Source organism: Nonomuraea antri, assembly GCF_013283785.1.
GTDB lineage: Bacteria > Actinomycetota > Actinomycetes > Streptosporangiales > Streptosporangiaceae > Nonomuraea > Nonomuraea antri.
The window spans coordinates 64,704-78,784 of the sequence record NZ_JABCPZ010000010.1 but is presented as its reverse complement, the minus strand read 5'-3'; the positions used below and the strand labels follow the sequence as shown (position 1 = coordinate 78,784).

Here is a 14,081-nt window from a genome sequence, read left to right as displayed (position 1 = left end):
GAACGCAGCACGTGAAGGGGCCTGATGGGCTACAGACTGGCCGACGAGGTGGCGATCAACGCGCCGAAGAGCACACCCCCGAGGGACCTGCTCGCGTTGATCGCCATCGCCCGGCGGATCAACGACGCGACACGCACCGGCTGGCTGACCCGCGAGGAGATCGCCCACTGGGCGAGGATCGACGTGCGGTCGGTGAAGGCGATGCGGGAGCGGCTGGTCGAGGCTGGGCTGCTCGTCGTGCTCGAAACCGGGGGCGGCCGCCGGAAGGCGACGGTGTTCTACATCCCTCCGATGCCGGGGTACCTGCCTGGGCAGCCGCCGCAGCCGCTCGATCTGGAGCTTGAAGCGGGACCCTCAGGCTTCCCCGTTTCGGACCCGGACGGCCAGAAAGGGGGAAGCCTGGACTTCCCCCTTTCTCCTGTGGATAACGCTGTGGACGACTGCGACGGCGACCGGAAACGGGGAAGTCTGGACTTCCCCGTTTCCGCGACCGAAAGGGGGAAGTCTGAGACCGAAAGGGGGAAGTTTGGGGCCAAAAGGGGGAAGTCTGGACTTCCCCCCAATCCTCTCTCCACTCCTCAACTTCAATCCTCTTCTTCTCCGCACGGGGTCGAGGAGGAACCGCACCGACCCGCCGCCGACCACCATCCAGAAGACGACGACAAGATCAACAAGGAGGAGAAGACCCAACCCCCGCCGAGCCGAGCCGCCCGCATCATCACCAAGCGGATCGGGGTACCCCTCGACGAAGCCGAACACATCGCCCAGACCATCGCCCGCGAGAACCGCGTTCGCGGCGCCCTGCACACCTACGTCGCAGGCATCCCCGCGCCAGACCTCCGCACCTGGCGAGAGACCGCACGCGAACACGACGCACGCGAGCAGGTCAAGGCGGCACGCACCACCCGCCCAGCCGGCCGGTGCCCCATCCACTACCAGCCGCTGCCCTGCATCGGGTGCGCAGCCGACGCGAAGGCCATCCCCGACACCTGACCACCTCGTTGGCAGATAGCCCAAGCGTCCGCAAGCCTCTGACCAGCACAAACGCGGCAGGCGACCGGGAGAGGGGCCGCCGGAACCACGCGAAAACAGGCCAAAGAGCAGCGAAAACGAGCCGGAAACCCATCAGAACGAGGCAAAGCCACCTCCTCGTCGCTGATGGGTTTCCGCATGCTCGGGTGACGTCATTGACGCGTCGGACGCGTCACAGGAGACACGACGCACCGCATGGGACGCTCTGAGATCAACGGAGACGGACGATCACCGGTCGGTCGGTACTTGGGAGTACCCTCCGAGAGTCCAAGCACTCTACGTCGATCTGAGAGCTTTACAGCAAGATCATCATTGCAAGCGGCGAAGCGAGGCCGGGAGTCTCGACGCCGGTCGGCGATATGTCCGATTTGGTGCCAAAGCAGAAGATCAGCCGGACTATCGAACACTCGAACAGGCGTTCGATTTGCCCCCTGGCCGGCCCTTTTTGTGACCTAAGCGTTATAAAACCGCCGAGAGATCGTTATCGCACCTGGGGTTCCTACATGTCCTGGTCGGTCTACTGTTTGTCACATGCAGACACATACGAGCGAGAGAGCAGCGTGGGCCGCCGCCGGTGCGGCAAGCGCGCTCCTACTCGCGTACACGCTGGCAGGAGGCACGACGGGCACCATGCGCCTGGTCGCTGCCGAACCTGCCCCAACCGCAACCGTGACCGTTGCGGTTACCGGCCCGCCCGGACCCAAGGGCGACCCCGGACCCGCCGGGCCAGTCGGCCCGATGGGACCCCAGGGGCCGCAGGGACCCCAGGGTCTTCCGGGCTCGCCTGGCCCTGAGGGGCCCAAGGGTGACCAGGGCACGCCCGGCTCACCCGGCCCCAAGGGCGACCAGGGAGAGAAGGGCGACAAGGGCGACCCCGGACCCAAGGGTGACCCCGGACCGACCGGCCCGCCCGGACCCAAGGGCGGCCAGGGCGACAAGGGCGACCAGGGACCCCAGGGCAACCCCGGCCCCCAGGGCAGCCCCGGCCCCGTGGTCACCGCAACCGCCGTCCCCGGACCGACCGGCCCCAAGGGCGACGCCGGACCCCAGGGCGGCAAGGGCGACCAGGGCGACCAGGGCAGCCAGGGGGAGAAGGGCGACCAGGGCGAGCCCGGCAAGGATGGGCAGCCCGGTACGGACGGGCAGCCCGGACCCCAGGGCGACCCCGGCAAGGACGGGCAGCCCGGACCGACCGGCCCCGCAGGGACCGGCGAGCCCGGACCGACCGGGCCAGCCGGACAGCCCGGCCCCCAGGGCAGCCCCGGACCGTCCGGCAAGACCGGCCAGTCCGGACAGCCCGGACCCAAGGGCGACCAGGGCAAGCCCGCCGACAGTCCCAAGCCCGGCCCGATCAGCGCGGCCAACGCTTCGGACGACACGGCCGGACTCGGCTGGTTGGCCGCTTGGTCGGCCGCCGGGACCGTAGCCGCAGCGATCGGTGTCGGCATCGCCGTCCGGCGACGCCGACGCCGCAGGTCCGCCAGCAACGCCGCTGGTAGCGCTGCTAAAAGCGGTAGCGCAGTCAGCGAGCAGTAACCGATAACCCGCCCGCCCGCACCGTGCGGGCGGGCACCCAACACCACGAAAGGCAAGACCATGATCAGCACCAACCCCGCCGAGATCTTCGACGCCATCGAGCGCGTGACGATCTCCCACGGCAAGACGTTCGTCCGCATGGGCGTCTCCCGCCCGACCGGCTTTCACGTGATCGGTCTGGCCGCATCGGGCCGCCTCGACGAGATGGCTAAGGCCGACTCCGAGAGCAGCGTCGCGGACCGGATCATGACCGGCGACGAGATCGCCGACCTTCCCGCCGCGTGCGTCGCCACGCTGGGAACCGGCAAGCAGGCGGTCAAGTTCTCCACCTACGCCCTGATCGGTATGCACGTCGCCGCGCAGGTCGGTTTCGGCGAGGCCACTCTCAAGGAACTGGGCAAGGTCCCCGGCACCAGCGCCAGCAAGGTGCAGAACTTCCTTGCGGAGCTGCCCGAAATGGCGGAGTACCGCAAGGAGATCGAGGCCCGTCGTAAGGCCGCCGCGAAGCGCGCCGCTGACGTGGCCGCCGTCCGGCTGGTGTGGAAGTTCGCCGAGAAGTTCAAGGTCACCCACGACGAGACCGCTTACGACGAGGCCATGTCGGAGCGCGATCTCACGTGGGCGCAGGTCTCGGAGATCATCGCTGGCTTCGCCAAGGAGGCCGACGCCAAGACGGAGGCTGACGCCGCCGCAGAGGCCAAGGCCGACGCCTAACCCCCTACGGGCGCGCTCGTGACGCCACCACGGGCGCGCCCGCCCCACCCCCTCAACCACACCGCAACGTCGTAGGAGGCCCTTGCCATGATCCGTAGAAACCAAGCCGAAGTTGCCCGAGACTACGCCCTTAGCGCGCGTCGGGGACTCGCCGACCACGCAAGCAGGTGCCGCCCGTGCGCCAAGGATGGCGTGCCGTGCGAGTTGGGCAGCACGCTGCAACGCGGCGCGGGCAAGATCTGTCGGGAAGCCGCTCACGCCCTGGCCGCCTACCTTCCGCCCGGCACGGAGGTCACCTACTCGGGCAGCAACGAGGGGTACCAGGGCCGCGTGTACACCGTGGTTGGTCTGGACGATCAGAGGCCATGGAACGGGTACATCCTTCGCGCCCACGGGGGACGCCCGTTCTTCGCCACGCTCCCGAGCGTGCACCCGAGCAGTCGGGAGACTCGGCAGCGTCAGCAGTTCGACGCCATCAAGCGCGCGGTAGAGCAGTGCTGCGCTGTCCTGGCGCAGCAGCGCGTTACGGTCGATGTACGTGCCGAACGCACCGAGACCGGCACCGTACTTGTCACCTGGAGTAGCGCCGAGTTCATCGGCGCGGAACAGCGCGCCGAGAAGGAGAGCGCGACGCAGGCCGGGCAGTACATCGCGGCAGCGCTCTACCTGTTGCAGGCCCTACGCGCGCACACGATGCGCAAGGAATGGCACGAGGTAGCGCGCGACGTGGAGAGCGCGGCCAAGCTCGCGAGCCGCGCGACGGTTCGCGTGTAACGCGCACCGCGCCGACCAGCGCCGGACCGACGTCGGTCCGGCGCTTTGGCATGCCCCCAGGGGGGTCCGGCCGGGGGGCCGGCCGTGACCCTTTGTGGCTTGGTGCCTGCGCAAAGTTTTTGATCTTGTAGCCTGGTGGCGTTTCGTCTCGTGTTGGGTCGGGGGTGCCGTGTCTGGTCTTGCTTCTAGGGTGTCGGCGGTGGCGGGTGCTTGTGTGGGTCCGTGTAACGGGCGGTCGCGGCGGGCGTGGGCGGCGTTTGTGGCGGCTCGTGATGCGCATGCTGATCTGGTGGACGAGTGGGTGAAGGGCGGCGAGGAGGGGGAGCCGCCTGCGGAGCCGGAGGTTCCGGAGGTTCGGTGGCGGCCGGGGGAGCCGTTGGTGTGCGGTCGGTGTACCGGGTCGGTGCGGGCGGCGTTGTTGGAGGTGGATGGGTTCGCTGCGCAGCTCGCTCGGGAGGTTGATGGGTTCCGGCCGCCGTCGAGGTGGTCGAGGGTGTCGGGGTCGAGGCCGAAGCCTGCGGTGTCGCCGGTGGGGGAGCTGCTGGAGAAGCTGACGGGTGGGCTGCTCGACTTCGAGGATCGGGCTCGGGTGTGGTTGGGGTCGGGGTCGGGGTCGCGGATGATGGGCGCCAGGTCGGCGGTTGCTCGGTCGCGGGCGGTGGGTTGGTTGGTGGAGTCGGGCCGGCTGGAGTCGGTTCTGGCTGCGGGGGAGCTGGTGGGCCTGGTGGAGTTCGCTCTGTCGTGGCGGCTGCTGTTGGAGCGGATGGCGGGGGATGAGCCGCCTGCGTGGACGCCGGCCAGATGCTCGTGTGGGGAGCGGCGGTTCCACTGGGAGGTGAAGGCGGGCTTCTACGTGTGTGCCGCGTGTGGGACGCACGTTTCGGAGCGGGAGGCTCAGTCGCGGGTGGAGTCGGAGTCCGGTAGCGGTCATGTGCGTGTTGGCGGTGCGGGTTGAAGACCGGCCGCTAGTGTTGTCCATGTCCTTAGAGGACCGGATGGAAGAGGGCTCCCTGTTGCAGCGGGGGGCCCTCGCCTTGTCGCCGATAGCGGTTCCGCTGTTGGCTTGCGCCGGGCTGATGGGTGTGTAACACTTCCGGGCGACGGAGACATTTGTGCCCTCGGACCGATCTTGGTTCGGGGCTTTTCTGCTGTCTGGGGGTGTTTGTGGTCCCCTTGACGGCGAAGTTGGCTGCTGTCCGGCTGGGCCGGGAGGCGGTGACGATCCGGCAGTGGGCGCGCCGGTATGGCGTGCGGGTGCTGGGTCGGGCCGGCCGTGAGGTTGTGTACGACTTCGCTGATCTGGCGACGATCGAGGGTTGTATCTGGCGCGGGGACGAGGTCCCGGAGACGCCGGAGGACCGAGATGCGTTGCGGGCTCGGCTGGCGACGGCGGCGTGAGACGGGGAACGGGGAATGGTTGTGGCGTTGGTTCGGAAGTATCAGCGGGTGGCGGGCGAGGAGCGGGAGCTGCTGAAGGCGGACCTGAAGCGGCGCTACCTCGGCGGTGAGTCGATCCGGGCGTTGTCGATCTCGACGGGCCGCTCGTACGGGCTGGTGCATCGGCTGCTGCAGGAGTCGGATGTGGACCTGCGGCCGCGGGGCGGCAACCAGAGGCCGGCCCGCGTGGACGCTGCGCAGGCTCAGGCTTGACGGGCGTCGATCGCCTTCAGTGCCATGGCCTCCAACTCGTCCTGGAAGTCGTATCGATCGGCGAATTCCTCGTACGGGGTGTGCTGGAACGTGGCCACGGCCTGGTATACGACGTACGTGCCCGGTCGTCCCGGCTCCACGGGTGAGCTGTAGTCGAGCTGGTATCGGGTCTTGTTGTGCTCGAAGGAGAACACGACGCCGTCCATCTTCATGGTGGGCCTTTCGCGGGGAGTTGGTGGCTCCTGATGGTCTCGCATGCTCAGCGGTGGCCGAGGGAGATTCGGCTGTAAATCGTCGGCGGGGAGACTCTTGTTTCGTCTCGCTTCATGATCACAGGGAGGGGAACATAATCCAAGTTATGTTCCCCTTCGTGTGCTACCGTCGCGAGTGATCCACTTCCCTCGCGAAAGGTGCTCCCATGAGCAACCCCAGCAGCGACCGGCTCCACCCGGCCGCCGCTCGCTCCGAGTACGCGGTCATCTACACAGATGAGTACGACAACGTCCAGTTCCGCTGGCACGCCCTCGACCGCGAAGACCGTGAGCTGGCCGCGCGCAAGGCACACAGCGTGCGAGCCTGGCAGTCCAAGCAGCGCATCGCCCCGAACGCCATGCTCATCGTCCGCGACTGGCCCGAAGGCGACTGGAGCGTCGAACCCCACTGGGGTCTGGAGATGGCAGGGCACAACAAGCTCGTCCGCGAGATGCGCCGCGCGCTCAACGGCACCGGCGTCACCGTGAACGACTGGGCCGAGCTGACCTGCCGGTGCGGGAACACGCCCGAGCGGGACGGTTTCCAGCCGTGCACCGAGACGGGTGAACCGTGCGAGCCCACTACGGGCTGGGCTGGGCACTACTCTTGCGGCGGCTGCGGGATCATCATCGCGACCTCCGGCGGCGGTGGCCGATGACGGAAGAGCTCGTCGAGGCGCCGCGCGGCGACCTCGCGCTTCCGCTCGACCTGCCACCGCTCGTCATCGAGATCACGCACATGTGGCTGGAGACCCGCCGGTCGCCGAACACCCGCGACGCGTACCGGCGGGCGATCCGGCCCTGGTTCACCTACTGCCAGCGCACCGGGCTGGACCCGCTGGAGATGTCGGTACGGCACGCCGAGCTGTACGCCCGGTGGATGGTGGAGACCGCGGTCGAGGCCGGGGGCGATCCGCCGTCGCAGAAGACGATCGCGCAGCGGATGTCGGCGGTGTCGGCCTGGTACAAGTACCTGATCAAGAACGACGCCGCCAAGTTCAACCCGTTCGCGGAGGCGGACCGGCCGAACATCCCTCGACGTCACTCCGAGACGACGGCGCTGACGGAAGACGAGGCGCACGCCCTGGTCGAGGCCGCCGACAAGGACCACGGCCGGGAGCGGCTGCGCACCGCGGCGCTGATCCGGATGCTGGTCCAGCTCGGGGTGCGGATCACCGAGGCGGTGGGCGCGGACATCGAGGACCTGGGGTTCTCGCGCGGGTATCGGACGTTGCGGCTGACGCTGAAGGGTGGCAAGCCGCACTACCGGAAGCTGCCGGTGGAGACGGCGTATGCGCTGGACCAGTACCTCGCCGAGCGGGCGCGCCGGGCCAAGGTGGAGCTGCGGGACCTGCGTGGGCCGCTGTTCGCCACGGGCTCGGGTCGGCCGATGAAGCGTGAGAAGGCGTGGGAGCTGGTGGCGCGGATCGCCGGCCAGGCCGGGATTGAGTCGAAGGTGACCCCGCACACGTTGCGGCACACCTGGGCGTCAATCGCGGAGGCGCGGGGTGCGAAGCCGCGGGAGATCCAGGAGGCATTGGGCCATGAGTCGTTCGAGACGACTCTGATCTATCTGCATTCTCGGGACCAACTGGAGAAGGACCCTTCGCAGTTGGTGGCGTCGGCGGTCGAGTAGGAGGTTCAGGTGCCCAGGTCGAGAACGAGCGCGCTGGACAAGGCGGCATGGCTGCACCACTGCGGCGCGATCAACCTGGGCACGTGGACCGACCGCGCGGTGTGCGGCGGCTGCCAGTACGCGGTGGGTCACGCCGAGGACGTGGAGCAGTTCCGGCTCGTGCGCGTGTGGTGATCAGCGTGGATCCTCGCATTCGTCGCGTTCTGGGACGTTCGGGACGCTGATCACGCGGGATCCGCGCGTCTGAGATCAACGCTGACGCACGATCATGTCCGTACGAAGGTCTCGGAGTGACCCTCAATGGTGATCTTGTCAGCGTGGATCTGAGACGTTTTCGCAGGTCACCGACATAACGACAAAACGCGGGAGCCGGTGACCCGCCACGAACAAGTCACCGGCGCTCCGCCGCGACCTCCTCGGCGACGTGCGAGACGGCCTCGCCTTCACCGCCTACCGGACGGATCGCCGTCGGACTGTAGCCGTACCAGCCCGTATATCCGCGAAGCGGCGACGAGTGCCAGGAGATCAGGCACTCCCAGCCCAGCACCCCCTCGTGCCAGCACACTCCAGCACGCCCGCGTGCCACCGACCGTCGTCGCACAACACCTCGATCACCTGGCGCGGGCGGACGCTCCGCTGCGGGCCGCCCTCGTTCAGGGTGGCCGGCCTGAGCATCGGGCGCGGGTCCTGGTGCCACATGGTGCAGGTTCCGGGTGCCACGATCACCACCCCATTATCGAACACCTGTGCCCCGACGTACAGGCCGGCCATCCAGGAGGACCGCCCGTGGCGCTGCGCCCTCCGTTCGCGTACTACGGCGCCAAGGGAAAGCTCGCCCCCTTCCTCGCCTCCCTCCTGCCCAAGCACGAGGTGTACTGCGAGCCCTTCGCCGGGTCCGCGGCAGTGTTCTTCGCCAAGCAGCCCGCGAAGATCGAGACGATCAACGACCTGAACGGCGACCTCGTGTGCTTCATGCGGGCCCTGCGCGACCAGCCCCGCGAGCTGCAGCGTGCCATCCAGCTCACCCCGTACTCCCGCGCCGAGCACCAGGCCGCGAAGCTCGGCGACACCGCAGCGTCCGACCTGGAGCGGGCCCGCCGTTGGTGGATCCAATGCACCCAGTCCCGCTCGGGCGAGGCCGGCGCGTCGTGGCGGCGGCCGACGTCCCGCTCCCGGATCTCCGACCCCGCCCGGACGAAACGCGCCGGCGCGGCGCTGCGCTGGCACGCCGCAAGGCTCAAGAACGCGTTCATCGAGCAGTGCGACGCCCTGGAGTTGATCGCCCGCATGGACTCGCCCGAGACGGCGATGTACCTGGATCCGCCGTACCTGCGGAGCACGCGGACCAGCGCTGGCGGCTACGTCAAGGAGATGGACGCCGACGACCAGCACCGCGACCTGCTGGAGCTGCTGAACTCCTGCCGCGGCGCGGTCGTCCTGTCCGGCTACCGGTCGCAGCTGTATGACGAGCTGCTGTCGGGGTGGCGCCGCATCGACTATCGGGTGCGTCAGGCGTCGTCGGAGGCTCGCACCATGGCGGTCGAGTCGATCTGGGTCAACAGGTAGGTGATGTCGGCGGCCGCGTGCCGTACGAACTCGGCCACCGCGGCCTGCTCGTCCTCGAACAAACGCCTGGTGTCACACCAGTCGATGCCCGCCACGGCGTCGAGGCGGCGCGCGATGTCATCCAGTTCGCTCACGCGCACAGTCTCCTGGCTGGCCAGTTCCGGCAGCGACCGGATTCCCTCTTCACCCCTCGGAGGTCACGGCCATGCGCTGGCACAGCGTCAACTACAAGGCAGAGGACAACAGCCGATCACTCGTCGATCGCGGATGGTGGCTGTCGGACCTGCCACGACTCATGCTCGTCTGCCGCCTGCGCGGGCACCGGCCGGTCGTGGACGGGTACGGCCCGGCCGAGGCCGGCAAGCACGCGGCACGGTGGGTCGCCTGCGACCGGTGCGGAGTCCGGCCCAGCCCGCAAGGCTCGCTCAACCCGGAGACGTACCAGGTGGGCGACCCGTACACCGGGCCGTGGATCCCGCTGACGCGGGTGCTGGCGGCCAACGCGATGTTGGACCTGTTCGGGCTGCGCACGACCCCGGTCCACGACGATGACCGGGGCACGCCTGGCCCGTGGCCGGAAAGCCCGCGGGGCGGACTCGGCGGACAGGTCGTCGTTGGGAGTCGAGCTCTGCCCGGCTTCTCCATCGGGATCGAGGTGGGCAACGCGGGCAGCGAGCACGAGCTGAACGTGCACCTGCGGCTCGGTTGGCTGCTGGCCGTCTACGTGCACACCGAAGGGTTCGGCACGTGGGTGCAGCGCCGACTCAATCCGACCGGGTACGACTCGCGCGAGGTGCGCCTGGCCGTCGAGAGCTGGCAGATCCGGTGGGCGCTCTGGAACCGCGTCAACGCCTGGTCGTCCACCGATCCGCGCTGGCAGCAGGGCCATTTCAGCTTCGACCTGATGGAGCGCCTGTTCGGGCCCAAGCGGTACTCCTACGAGCCAGCCGGCGACGAGCAGGTGGGCGTCGTCCGGATGCCTGAGGGTGACGAGCACGAGGTCCGTCTGCTGCTGCAGCGCGAACGTCTCGGCCGGTCACGGCTTCGCTGGCGTGACCGCCTGTCCTGGTCGGTGCAGTGGACGGCCACCCCCGGCATCCCCTACCGGAACGGCCGGTCCATCGACTGCTGGTCCGTCCAGGTGAGCGACGAGGTCGTCCAGAACGGTACCTGGCAGGCCGCCGCGTTGATCGCGCTCGGGGCGAAGATGTCGCAGATGCGGGCTCAACACGACTACCGGCCGAGGTCCTAGCGGTCGGGGTGGTCGACGGCGAGGTGAACCGTGATGGCTCGTTCGACCCGGACGAGTAGAGCGTTGCGCCGAGCCTCGGCTTCCAGACTGATCGCGGATGTCACGTCTTCTTGCGTGAAGTCCGCAGGCAGCATGAATCTTCCGGGTGCCTCAGCGCCGGGGTTCTCGTCGTGGTACCAGGGACAGCCGAACGGACAGCGGAACCGGACGACTCCGCCAAGCGCATGCTGCGGAGGATACGGGAACTCGGGCTCAGGGATGACAGTCGGCGGTGGAGGCGGTGCCTTCGCGGCCTCCTGCTGAGCGCGGAGCACATCCATGTGGTCATACCCCCGCGCTCTGGCGGCCTGGGCGACGGCCTCGATGTCGAAATCGTCGTCGTTCACGGCGCTCCTCGGACCTCGTCCTGCGCTACCCCCACGCCCTCATAGTCCCTTGTTTGGAGGTGCCGTGCCAGGCGCCGTTGTCCAGCAGACATACCGGATGGTCCCGGTTGCCGACCTCGAACCACACCCGGACAACCCGCACTGCGGCGACGTGGACGTGATCGCCGAGTCGATCGAGAAGAACGGCTTCTACGGGACGGTCCTGGTCCAGAAGTCCCGGATGCGGATCATCGCCGGTGAGCACCGCTGGCGCGGAGCGAAGGCCAAGGGCCTGGGCAAGGTGCCCGCCCTGATCCTCGACGTGGACGACGACGCCGCGCTACGTATCCTCCTCGCCGACAACCGCACCGCAGAGATCGGCGGGTACGACGACTCGACTCTTGCCGAGCTGCTGCGCGGCCTCGATGACCTCGACGGCACGGGCTGGACCGATGACGACCTGAACGACCTGCTCGCCGACCTCGACAGCGATATCGCAATCGTTAGCGACACCCCGGCTGGCGCGCGGCCCGCCGCGGGGGATGACGGCCAGGAGGAGCGGCGGCGGCCGCGGATCGACCTCGACGACGACGAGGACGAGGACGACCTGGACGACTACGGCTCCGACGAGGACGCGCCGCCGCCCCGTCCGAAGGCCGGACTGACGGCTGACCTGCTCATCACGTTGACCGCCGCCGAGCACGACGAACTGAACGCCCTGCTCGGCCGCATCCGAGCCCGCGACGGCCACGCCAGCACCGCACAGATCATCTTGGCTGCGCTGCAGGCGTATGCCGCTTAGCAGACCTGGAGGCCCCTCATGGTTGTCGGCAAGGCGCGCCAGGTCGAGATCTCCCAGCGGCGCTACCAAGCAGTGCAGATGCGGATCGCCGGCGTCAGCCCCACGGTGATCGCGGAGCGGCTGGGCTACTCCGGCCCGGCCTCGGTCAGCAAGGACATCGACCGAGCGCTGCAGAAGGCCGCCAAGCAGGAGCAGTTGGCGTCGGAGCAGCTTCTCCGTCTGGAGATCGACCGGCTCGACCGCATCATGGCGTCGCTGTGGCCGAAGGTGATCAAGGGCGAAGTTCAGGCCTGCGAGACCGCGCTGAAGTGCATCAACCGGCGTGCGTCGCTGCTGGGTCTGGACTTGATCAACCGGAACGGCGTCGCGGACGGCGACATGGCATCGCTGCTGGGCAACCTGCTGATCCAGATCCAGCAGCGGCACGCCATCCCCGACCCCGACACGGACAGCATCCTCGAGGCCGAGGTGATCGGCGAGATCGAGTCGGGGGGCGACGTTTGAGCACGCCGGCGCCGACGCCGCTGAATCTGTCTCCCAAGCAGTTGAGGTCGATCGGCGAGTCCACTGCCCGCCTGAACATCTGGAGCGGCGCGATCCGCTCGGGCAAGACCATCGCCAGCCTTCTGCGCTGGGTCATGTACGTCGCCAACGCGCCCCGGGGCGGTTCGCTAGTGATCGTGGGCAAAACGTCGGACACGATCGCCCGAAACGTGTTCGACGTGCTGCAAGACCCTGCGATCACAGGTCCGATCGCGCGGCGGATCATCTACACGCGCGGTGCTCCCACAGCGAACATTCTCGGGCGGCGCATCGAGATCATCTCGTCGAACGACGCCCGGTCGGAGAACCGGCTGCGAGGCATGACCTGTGCCGGGGCGTATGTCGATGAGATCACGCTGATCGAGCGGGAGTTCTGGGACCAGCTCCTGGCCCGGCTCAGCGTCAAGAACGCCAAACTCTTCGGGACCACGAACCCGGACGCGCCTAACCACTGGCTGAAGCGGCAGTTCCTCGACCGCAAGTACGAGTTGGATCTGCGCCATTGGCATTTCAGGTTGGACGACAACACGTCGTTGGACCCGGCGTACGTCAAGGCGCTCAAGGCCGAGTACACCGGGTTGTGGTACAAGCGGTTCATCGAGGGTCGCTGGGTCATGGCCGAAGGCGCGATCTACGACATGTTCGACCCGGACCGGCACGTCGTCGACGTGCTCCCGCCGATGGAGCGGTGGCTGGCCCTGGGCGTGGACTACGGCACCGTCAATCCGTTCGACGCGATCCTCATCGGCGTGTCCGTCCCCGACGACAAGGGGCAGCGCCGCATCTACCTGGCCAGCGAGTTCCGCTGGGACTCTCGTGCGGAGCGGCGGCAGCTCACCGACGCCGAGTACAGCCTGAAGTTGGCCGACTGGCTGGACAACCTCCCCGACACCTACGGGCCAGGCACCCGCGGGGTGCGGCCGCAGTGGGTGGTGGTGGACCCGTCCGCCGCGAGCTTCATCACGCAGCTTCAGCGTGACGGCTTCACGCCGACGATGGGCGACAACTCCGTCAACGACGGCATCCGCACGGTCAGCAATCTGCTCGGTGCTGACCACCTGCGGGTGCATCGCTCGGTGTCCGGGTTCCTCGACGAGGTCGGCTCGTACGCGTGGGACGACAAGAAGGCCGAGAAGGGCGATGACGTGCCCGTAAAGCTGGATGACCACGCTCTGGACGCCGCCCGGTACGGCCTGCACACCACGCAGGCGGCGTGGCTGCCGCTGCTGCAGCCGGCCTTCTGACCTCAAGACGCGCACCCCCGTTCTGTGGCGGGCCGGGGTGCGTCGCTCCGCGCGGCTTCCCCGTACGCGCGTTGAGCACCCGGTGCGGTCCCCGGCCTCTGCTGTTGAGGGGCAGCGCGGGCCGGGGCCGCACCGCTGACTTGTGATGATCACCCTGACCTGGGAGCCGATATGTCTGCCGAGAGCACGCTCACGCACGACCCGATCACCTGGCGCGTCGCGTGGAAGGTCGAGAAGTACTGGGGCGACGTCGGCCCCGACGCGATCCCGTTCGACGCGATCGAGGGCGAGGGCAACGCCCTGATGCACGGAGGCGCGTCCGCGATCTGGCAGATGCTGCTCGGCAACGGTAGCGCTGCGGCCGGGCAGCCGCTCACCTACTTCAACAACGCGAACGCGCACCTCGGCGTCGGTGACGGCACCGCGGCGGCGGCACCTACGCAGACCGACCTCCAGGGGGCGAGCAAGGTCCGCAAGCCGATGGATGCGACGTACCCGCAGCACGCGGACGGCACCGCCAGCGGCAACGCGACCATCACGTTCCGGGGCACGTTCGGGACAGGCGACGCCAACTTCGCCTGGAACGAGTGGGCGATCTTCAACGCGGCCAGCGGCGGCAGGATGCTCAACCGCAAGCAGGAAGCTCTCGGCACGAAGACGCCGGCGGCCTCCTGGGTGCTGACGGTCACCCTGTCGCTGGCCTGACCTGCACATGC

Annotated in this window: 20 protein-coding genes; 16 read left to right on the top strand and 4 right to left on the bottom strand. The window is 68.4% G+C overall.

From position 1 onward, the window contains the following. Window positions 1-24 precede the first annotated feature (24 nt). The 7 genes from HII36_RS05585 (at window position 25) to HII36_RS05555 (ending at window position 5,706) form a co-directional block, all read left to right on the top strand. A complete protein-coding gene (locus HII36_RS05585; protein WP_173521961.1) occupies window positions 25-993 on the top strand; it encodes a hypothetical protein in 969 nt (322 codons plus the stop codon). A 777-nt stretch (window positions 994-1,770) separates the two neighbouring features. Then, window positions 1,771-2,568 (top strand): collagen-like domain-containing protein, encoded by a 798-nt coding sequence (locus HII36_RS05580; RefSeq protein ID WP_173521960.1) that lies wholly within the window; start codon window positions 1,771-1,773, stop codon window positions 2,566-2,568. Between the two features lie 60 nt (window positions 2,569-2,628). After that, window positions 2,629-3,282, top strand: coding sequence for a hypothetical protein (locus HII36_RS05575; RefSeq protein WP_173521959.1), 654 nt, complete (start codon window positions 2,629-2,631; stop codon window positions 3,280-3,282). 204 nt (window positions 3,283-3,486) lie between these two features. Next, window positions 3,487-4,056 carry a hypothetical protein gene (locus HII36_RS05570; protein ID WP_173521958.1) on the top strand — a complete coding sequence of 190 codons (570 nt, stop codon included), beginning with the start codon at window positions 3,487-3,489 and terminating at the stop codon, window positions 4,054-4,056. A gap of 289 nt (window positions 4,057-4,345) precedes the next feature. Further along, window positions 4,346-5,011, top strand: a complete 666-nt coding sequence (locus tag HII36_RS05565) for a hypothetical protein (protein ID WP_173521957.1) — start codon at window positions 4,346-4,348, stop codon at window positions 5,009-5,011. A 218-nt stretch (window positions 5,012-5,229) separates the two neighbouring features. Further along, window positions 5,230-5,454: a MerR family transcriptional regulator gene (locus HII36_RS05560; RefSeq protein WP_173521956.1), complete on the top strand. Its 225-nt coding sequence runs from the start codon at window positions 5,230-5,232 to the stop codon at window positions 5,452-5,454. Window positions 5,455-5,475: 21 nt separating this feature from the next. Next, complete coding sequence (locus HII36_RS05555) at window positions 5,476-5,706, top strand: helix-turn-helix domain-containing protein (protein ID WP_407940746.1); 231 nt, start codon at window positions 5,476-5,478, stop codon at window positions 5,704-5,706. Here the strand turns inward: HII36_RS05555 and HII36_RS05550 are convergent. Next, the gene (locus HII36_RS05550) at window positions 5,697-5,918 is read right to left on the bottom strand and encodes a hypothetical protein (protein ID WP_173521954.1); all 222 of its coding nucleotides are present in this window, start codon (window positions 5,916-5,918) and stop codon (window positions 5,697-5,699) included. The two genes, HII36_RS05555 and HII36_RS05550, sit on opposite strands and share 10 nt — an antisense overlap. 206 nt (window positions 5,919-6,124) lie before the next feature. Between HII36_RS05550 and HII36_RS05545 the strand changes: the two genes are divergently transcribed. The 3 genes from HII36_RS05545 to HII36_RS05535 are packed head-to-tail and all read left to right on the top strand — an operon-like array spanning window position 6,125 to window position 7,767. Beyond that, window positions 6,125-6,616: a hypothetical protein gene (locus HII36_RS05545; RefSeq protein WP_173521953.1), complete on the top strand. Its 492-nt coding sequence runs from the start codon at window positions 6,125-6,127 to the stop codon at window positions 6,614-6,616. Continuing rightward, window positions 6,613-7,593, top strand: a complete 981-nt coding sequence (locus tag HII36_RS05540) for a tyrosine-type recombinase/integrase (RefSeq protein WP_173521952.1) — start codon at window positions 6,613-6,615, stop codon at window positions 7,591-7,593. Before HII36_RS05545 ends, HII36_RS05540 begins: the two co-directional genes overlap by 4 nt. A 9-nt stretch (window positions 7,594-7,602) precedes the next feature. Then, window positions 7,603-7,767: a hypothetical protein gene (locus HII36_RS05535; protein ID WP_173521951.1), complete on the top strand. Its 165-nt coding sequence runs from the start codon at window positions 7,603-7,605 to the stop codon at window positions 7,765-7,767. Between the two features lie 217 nt (window positions 7,768-7,984). Here HII36_RS05535 and HII36_RS05530 read toward each other — a convergent pair whose 3' ends face one another. Then, window positions 7,985-8,158, bottom strand: a complete 174-nt coding sequence (locus HII36_RS05530; protein WP_217369198.1) for a hypothetical protein — start codon at window positions 8,156-8,158, stop codon at window positions 7,985-7,987. Window positions 8,159-8,379: 221 nt separating this feature from the next. On the opposite strand from HII36_RS05530, the gene HII36_RS05525 reads away from it, so the two are divergent. Then, complete coding sequence (locus tag HII36_RS05525) at window positions 8,380-9,159, top strand: DNA adenine methylase (RefSeq protein ID WP_173521949.1); 780 nt, start codon at window positions 8,380-8,382, stop codon at window positions 9,157-9,159. Here HII36_RS05525 and HII36_RS05520 read toward each other — a convergent pair. After that, a complete protein-coding gene (locus HII36_RS05520) occupies window positions 9,102-9,293 on the bottom strand; it encodes a hypothetical protein (RefSeq protein WP_173521948.1) in 192 nt (63 codons plus the stop codon). The two genes, HII36_RS05525 and HII36_RS05520, sit on opposite strands and share 58 nt — an antisense overlap. A gap of 71 nt (window positions 9,294-9,364) precedes the next feature. On the opposite strand from HII36_RS05520, the gene HII36_RS05515 reads away from it, so the two are divergent. After that, the gene (locus HII36_RS05515) at window positions 9,365-10,411 is read left to right on the top strand and encodes a hypothetical protein (protein WP_173521947.1); all 1,047 of its coding nucleotides are present in this window, start codon (window positions 9,365-9,367) and stop codon (window positions 10,409-10,411) included. Here HII36_RS05515 and HII36_RS05510 read toward each other — a convergent pair. Beyond that, window positions 10,408-10,797 carry a hypothetical protein gene (locus HII36_RS05510; protein ID WP_173521946.1) on the bottom strand — a complete coding sequence of 130 codons (390 nt, stop codon included), beginning with the start codon at window positions 10,795-10,797 and terminating at the stop codon, window positions 10,408-10,410. The genes HII36_RS05515 and HII36_RS05510 overlap by 4 nt on opposite strands. Here HII36_RS05510 and HII36_RS05505 point away from each other — a divergent pair. The 4 genes from HII36_RS05505 (at window position 10,730) to HII36_RS05490 (ending at window position 14,070) form a co-directional block, all read left to right on the top strand. Further along, complete coding sequence (locus HII36_RS05505) at window positions 10,730-11,578, top strand: ParB/RepB/Spo0J family partition protein (protein ID WP_328807596.1); 849 nt, start codon at window positions 10,730-10,732, stop codon at window positions 11,576-11,578. The two genes, HII36_RS05510 and HII36_RS05505, sit on opposite strands and share 68 nt — an antisense overlap. Window positions 11,579-11,596: 18 nt before the next feature. Next, window positions 11,597-12,082, top strand: coding sequence for a hypothetical protein (locus HII36_RS05500; RefSeq protein WP_173521944.1), 486 nt, complete (start codon window positions 11,597-11,599; stop codon window positions 12,080-12,082). Next, on the top strand, window positions 12,079-13,365 hold the full coding sequence (locus HII36_RS05495; protein WP_173521943.1) for a PBSX family phage terminase large subunit: 1,287 nt from the start codon (window positions 12,079-12,081) through the stop codon (window positions 13,363-13,365). The genes HII36_RS05500 and HII36_RS05495 overlap by 4 nt, the downstream gene beginning before the upstream one ends. Before the next feature lie 171 nt (window positions 13,366-13,536). Then, window positions 13,537-14,070, top strand: a complete 534-nt coding sequence (locus HII36_RS05490) for a hypothetical protein (RefSeq protein WP_173521942.1) — start codon at window positions 13,537-13,539, stop codon at window positions 14,068-14,070. Window positions 14,071-14,081 lie beyond the last annotated feature (11 nt).

Bases quoted from the DNA above. Each gene is read 5' to 3' on its own strand.
- HII36_RS05585 (WP_173521961.1), top strand. From the start codon at position 25: ATGGGCTACAGACTGGCCGACGAGGTGGCGATCAACGCGCCGAAGAGC.
- HII36_RS05580 (WP_173521960.1), top strand. From the start codon at position 1,771: ATGGGACCCCAGGGGCCGCAGGGACCCCAGGGTCTTCCGGGCTCGCCT.
- HII36_RS05575 (WP_173521959.1), top strand. From the start codon at position 2,629: ATGATCAGCACCAACCCCGCCGAGATCTTCGACGCCATCGAGCGCGTG.
- HII36_RS05550 (WP_173521954.1), bottom strand. From the start codon at position 5,918: ATGAAGATGGACGGCGTCGTGTTCTCCTTCGAGCACAACAAGACCCGA.
- HII36_RS05545 (WP_173521953.1), top strand. From the start codon at position 6,125: ATGAGCAACCCCAGCAGCGACCGGCTCCACCCGGCCGCCGCTCGCTCC.
- HII36_RS05540 (WP_173521952.1), top strand. From the start codon at position 6,613: ATGACGGAAGAGCTCGTCGAGGCGCCGCGCGGCGACCTCGCGCTTCCG.
- HII36_RS05515 (WP_173521947.1), top strand. From the start codon at position 9,365: ATGCGCTGGCACAGCGTCAACTACAAGGCAGAGGACAACAGCCGATCA.
- HII36_RS05505 (WP_328807596.1), top strand. From the start codon at position 10,730: ATGTGGTCATACCCCCGCGCTCTGGCGGCCTGGGCGACGGCCTCGATG.
- HII36_RS05500 (WP_173521944.1), top strand. From the start codon at position 11,597: ATGGTTGTCGGCAAGGCGCGCCAGGTCGAGATCTCCCAGCGGCGCTAC.
- HII36_RS05490 (WP_173521942.1), top strand. From the start codon at position 13,537: ATGTCTGCCGAGAGCACGCTCACGCACGACCCGATCACCTGGCGCGTC.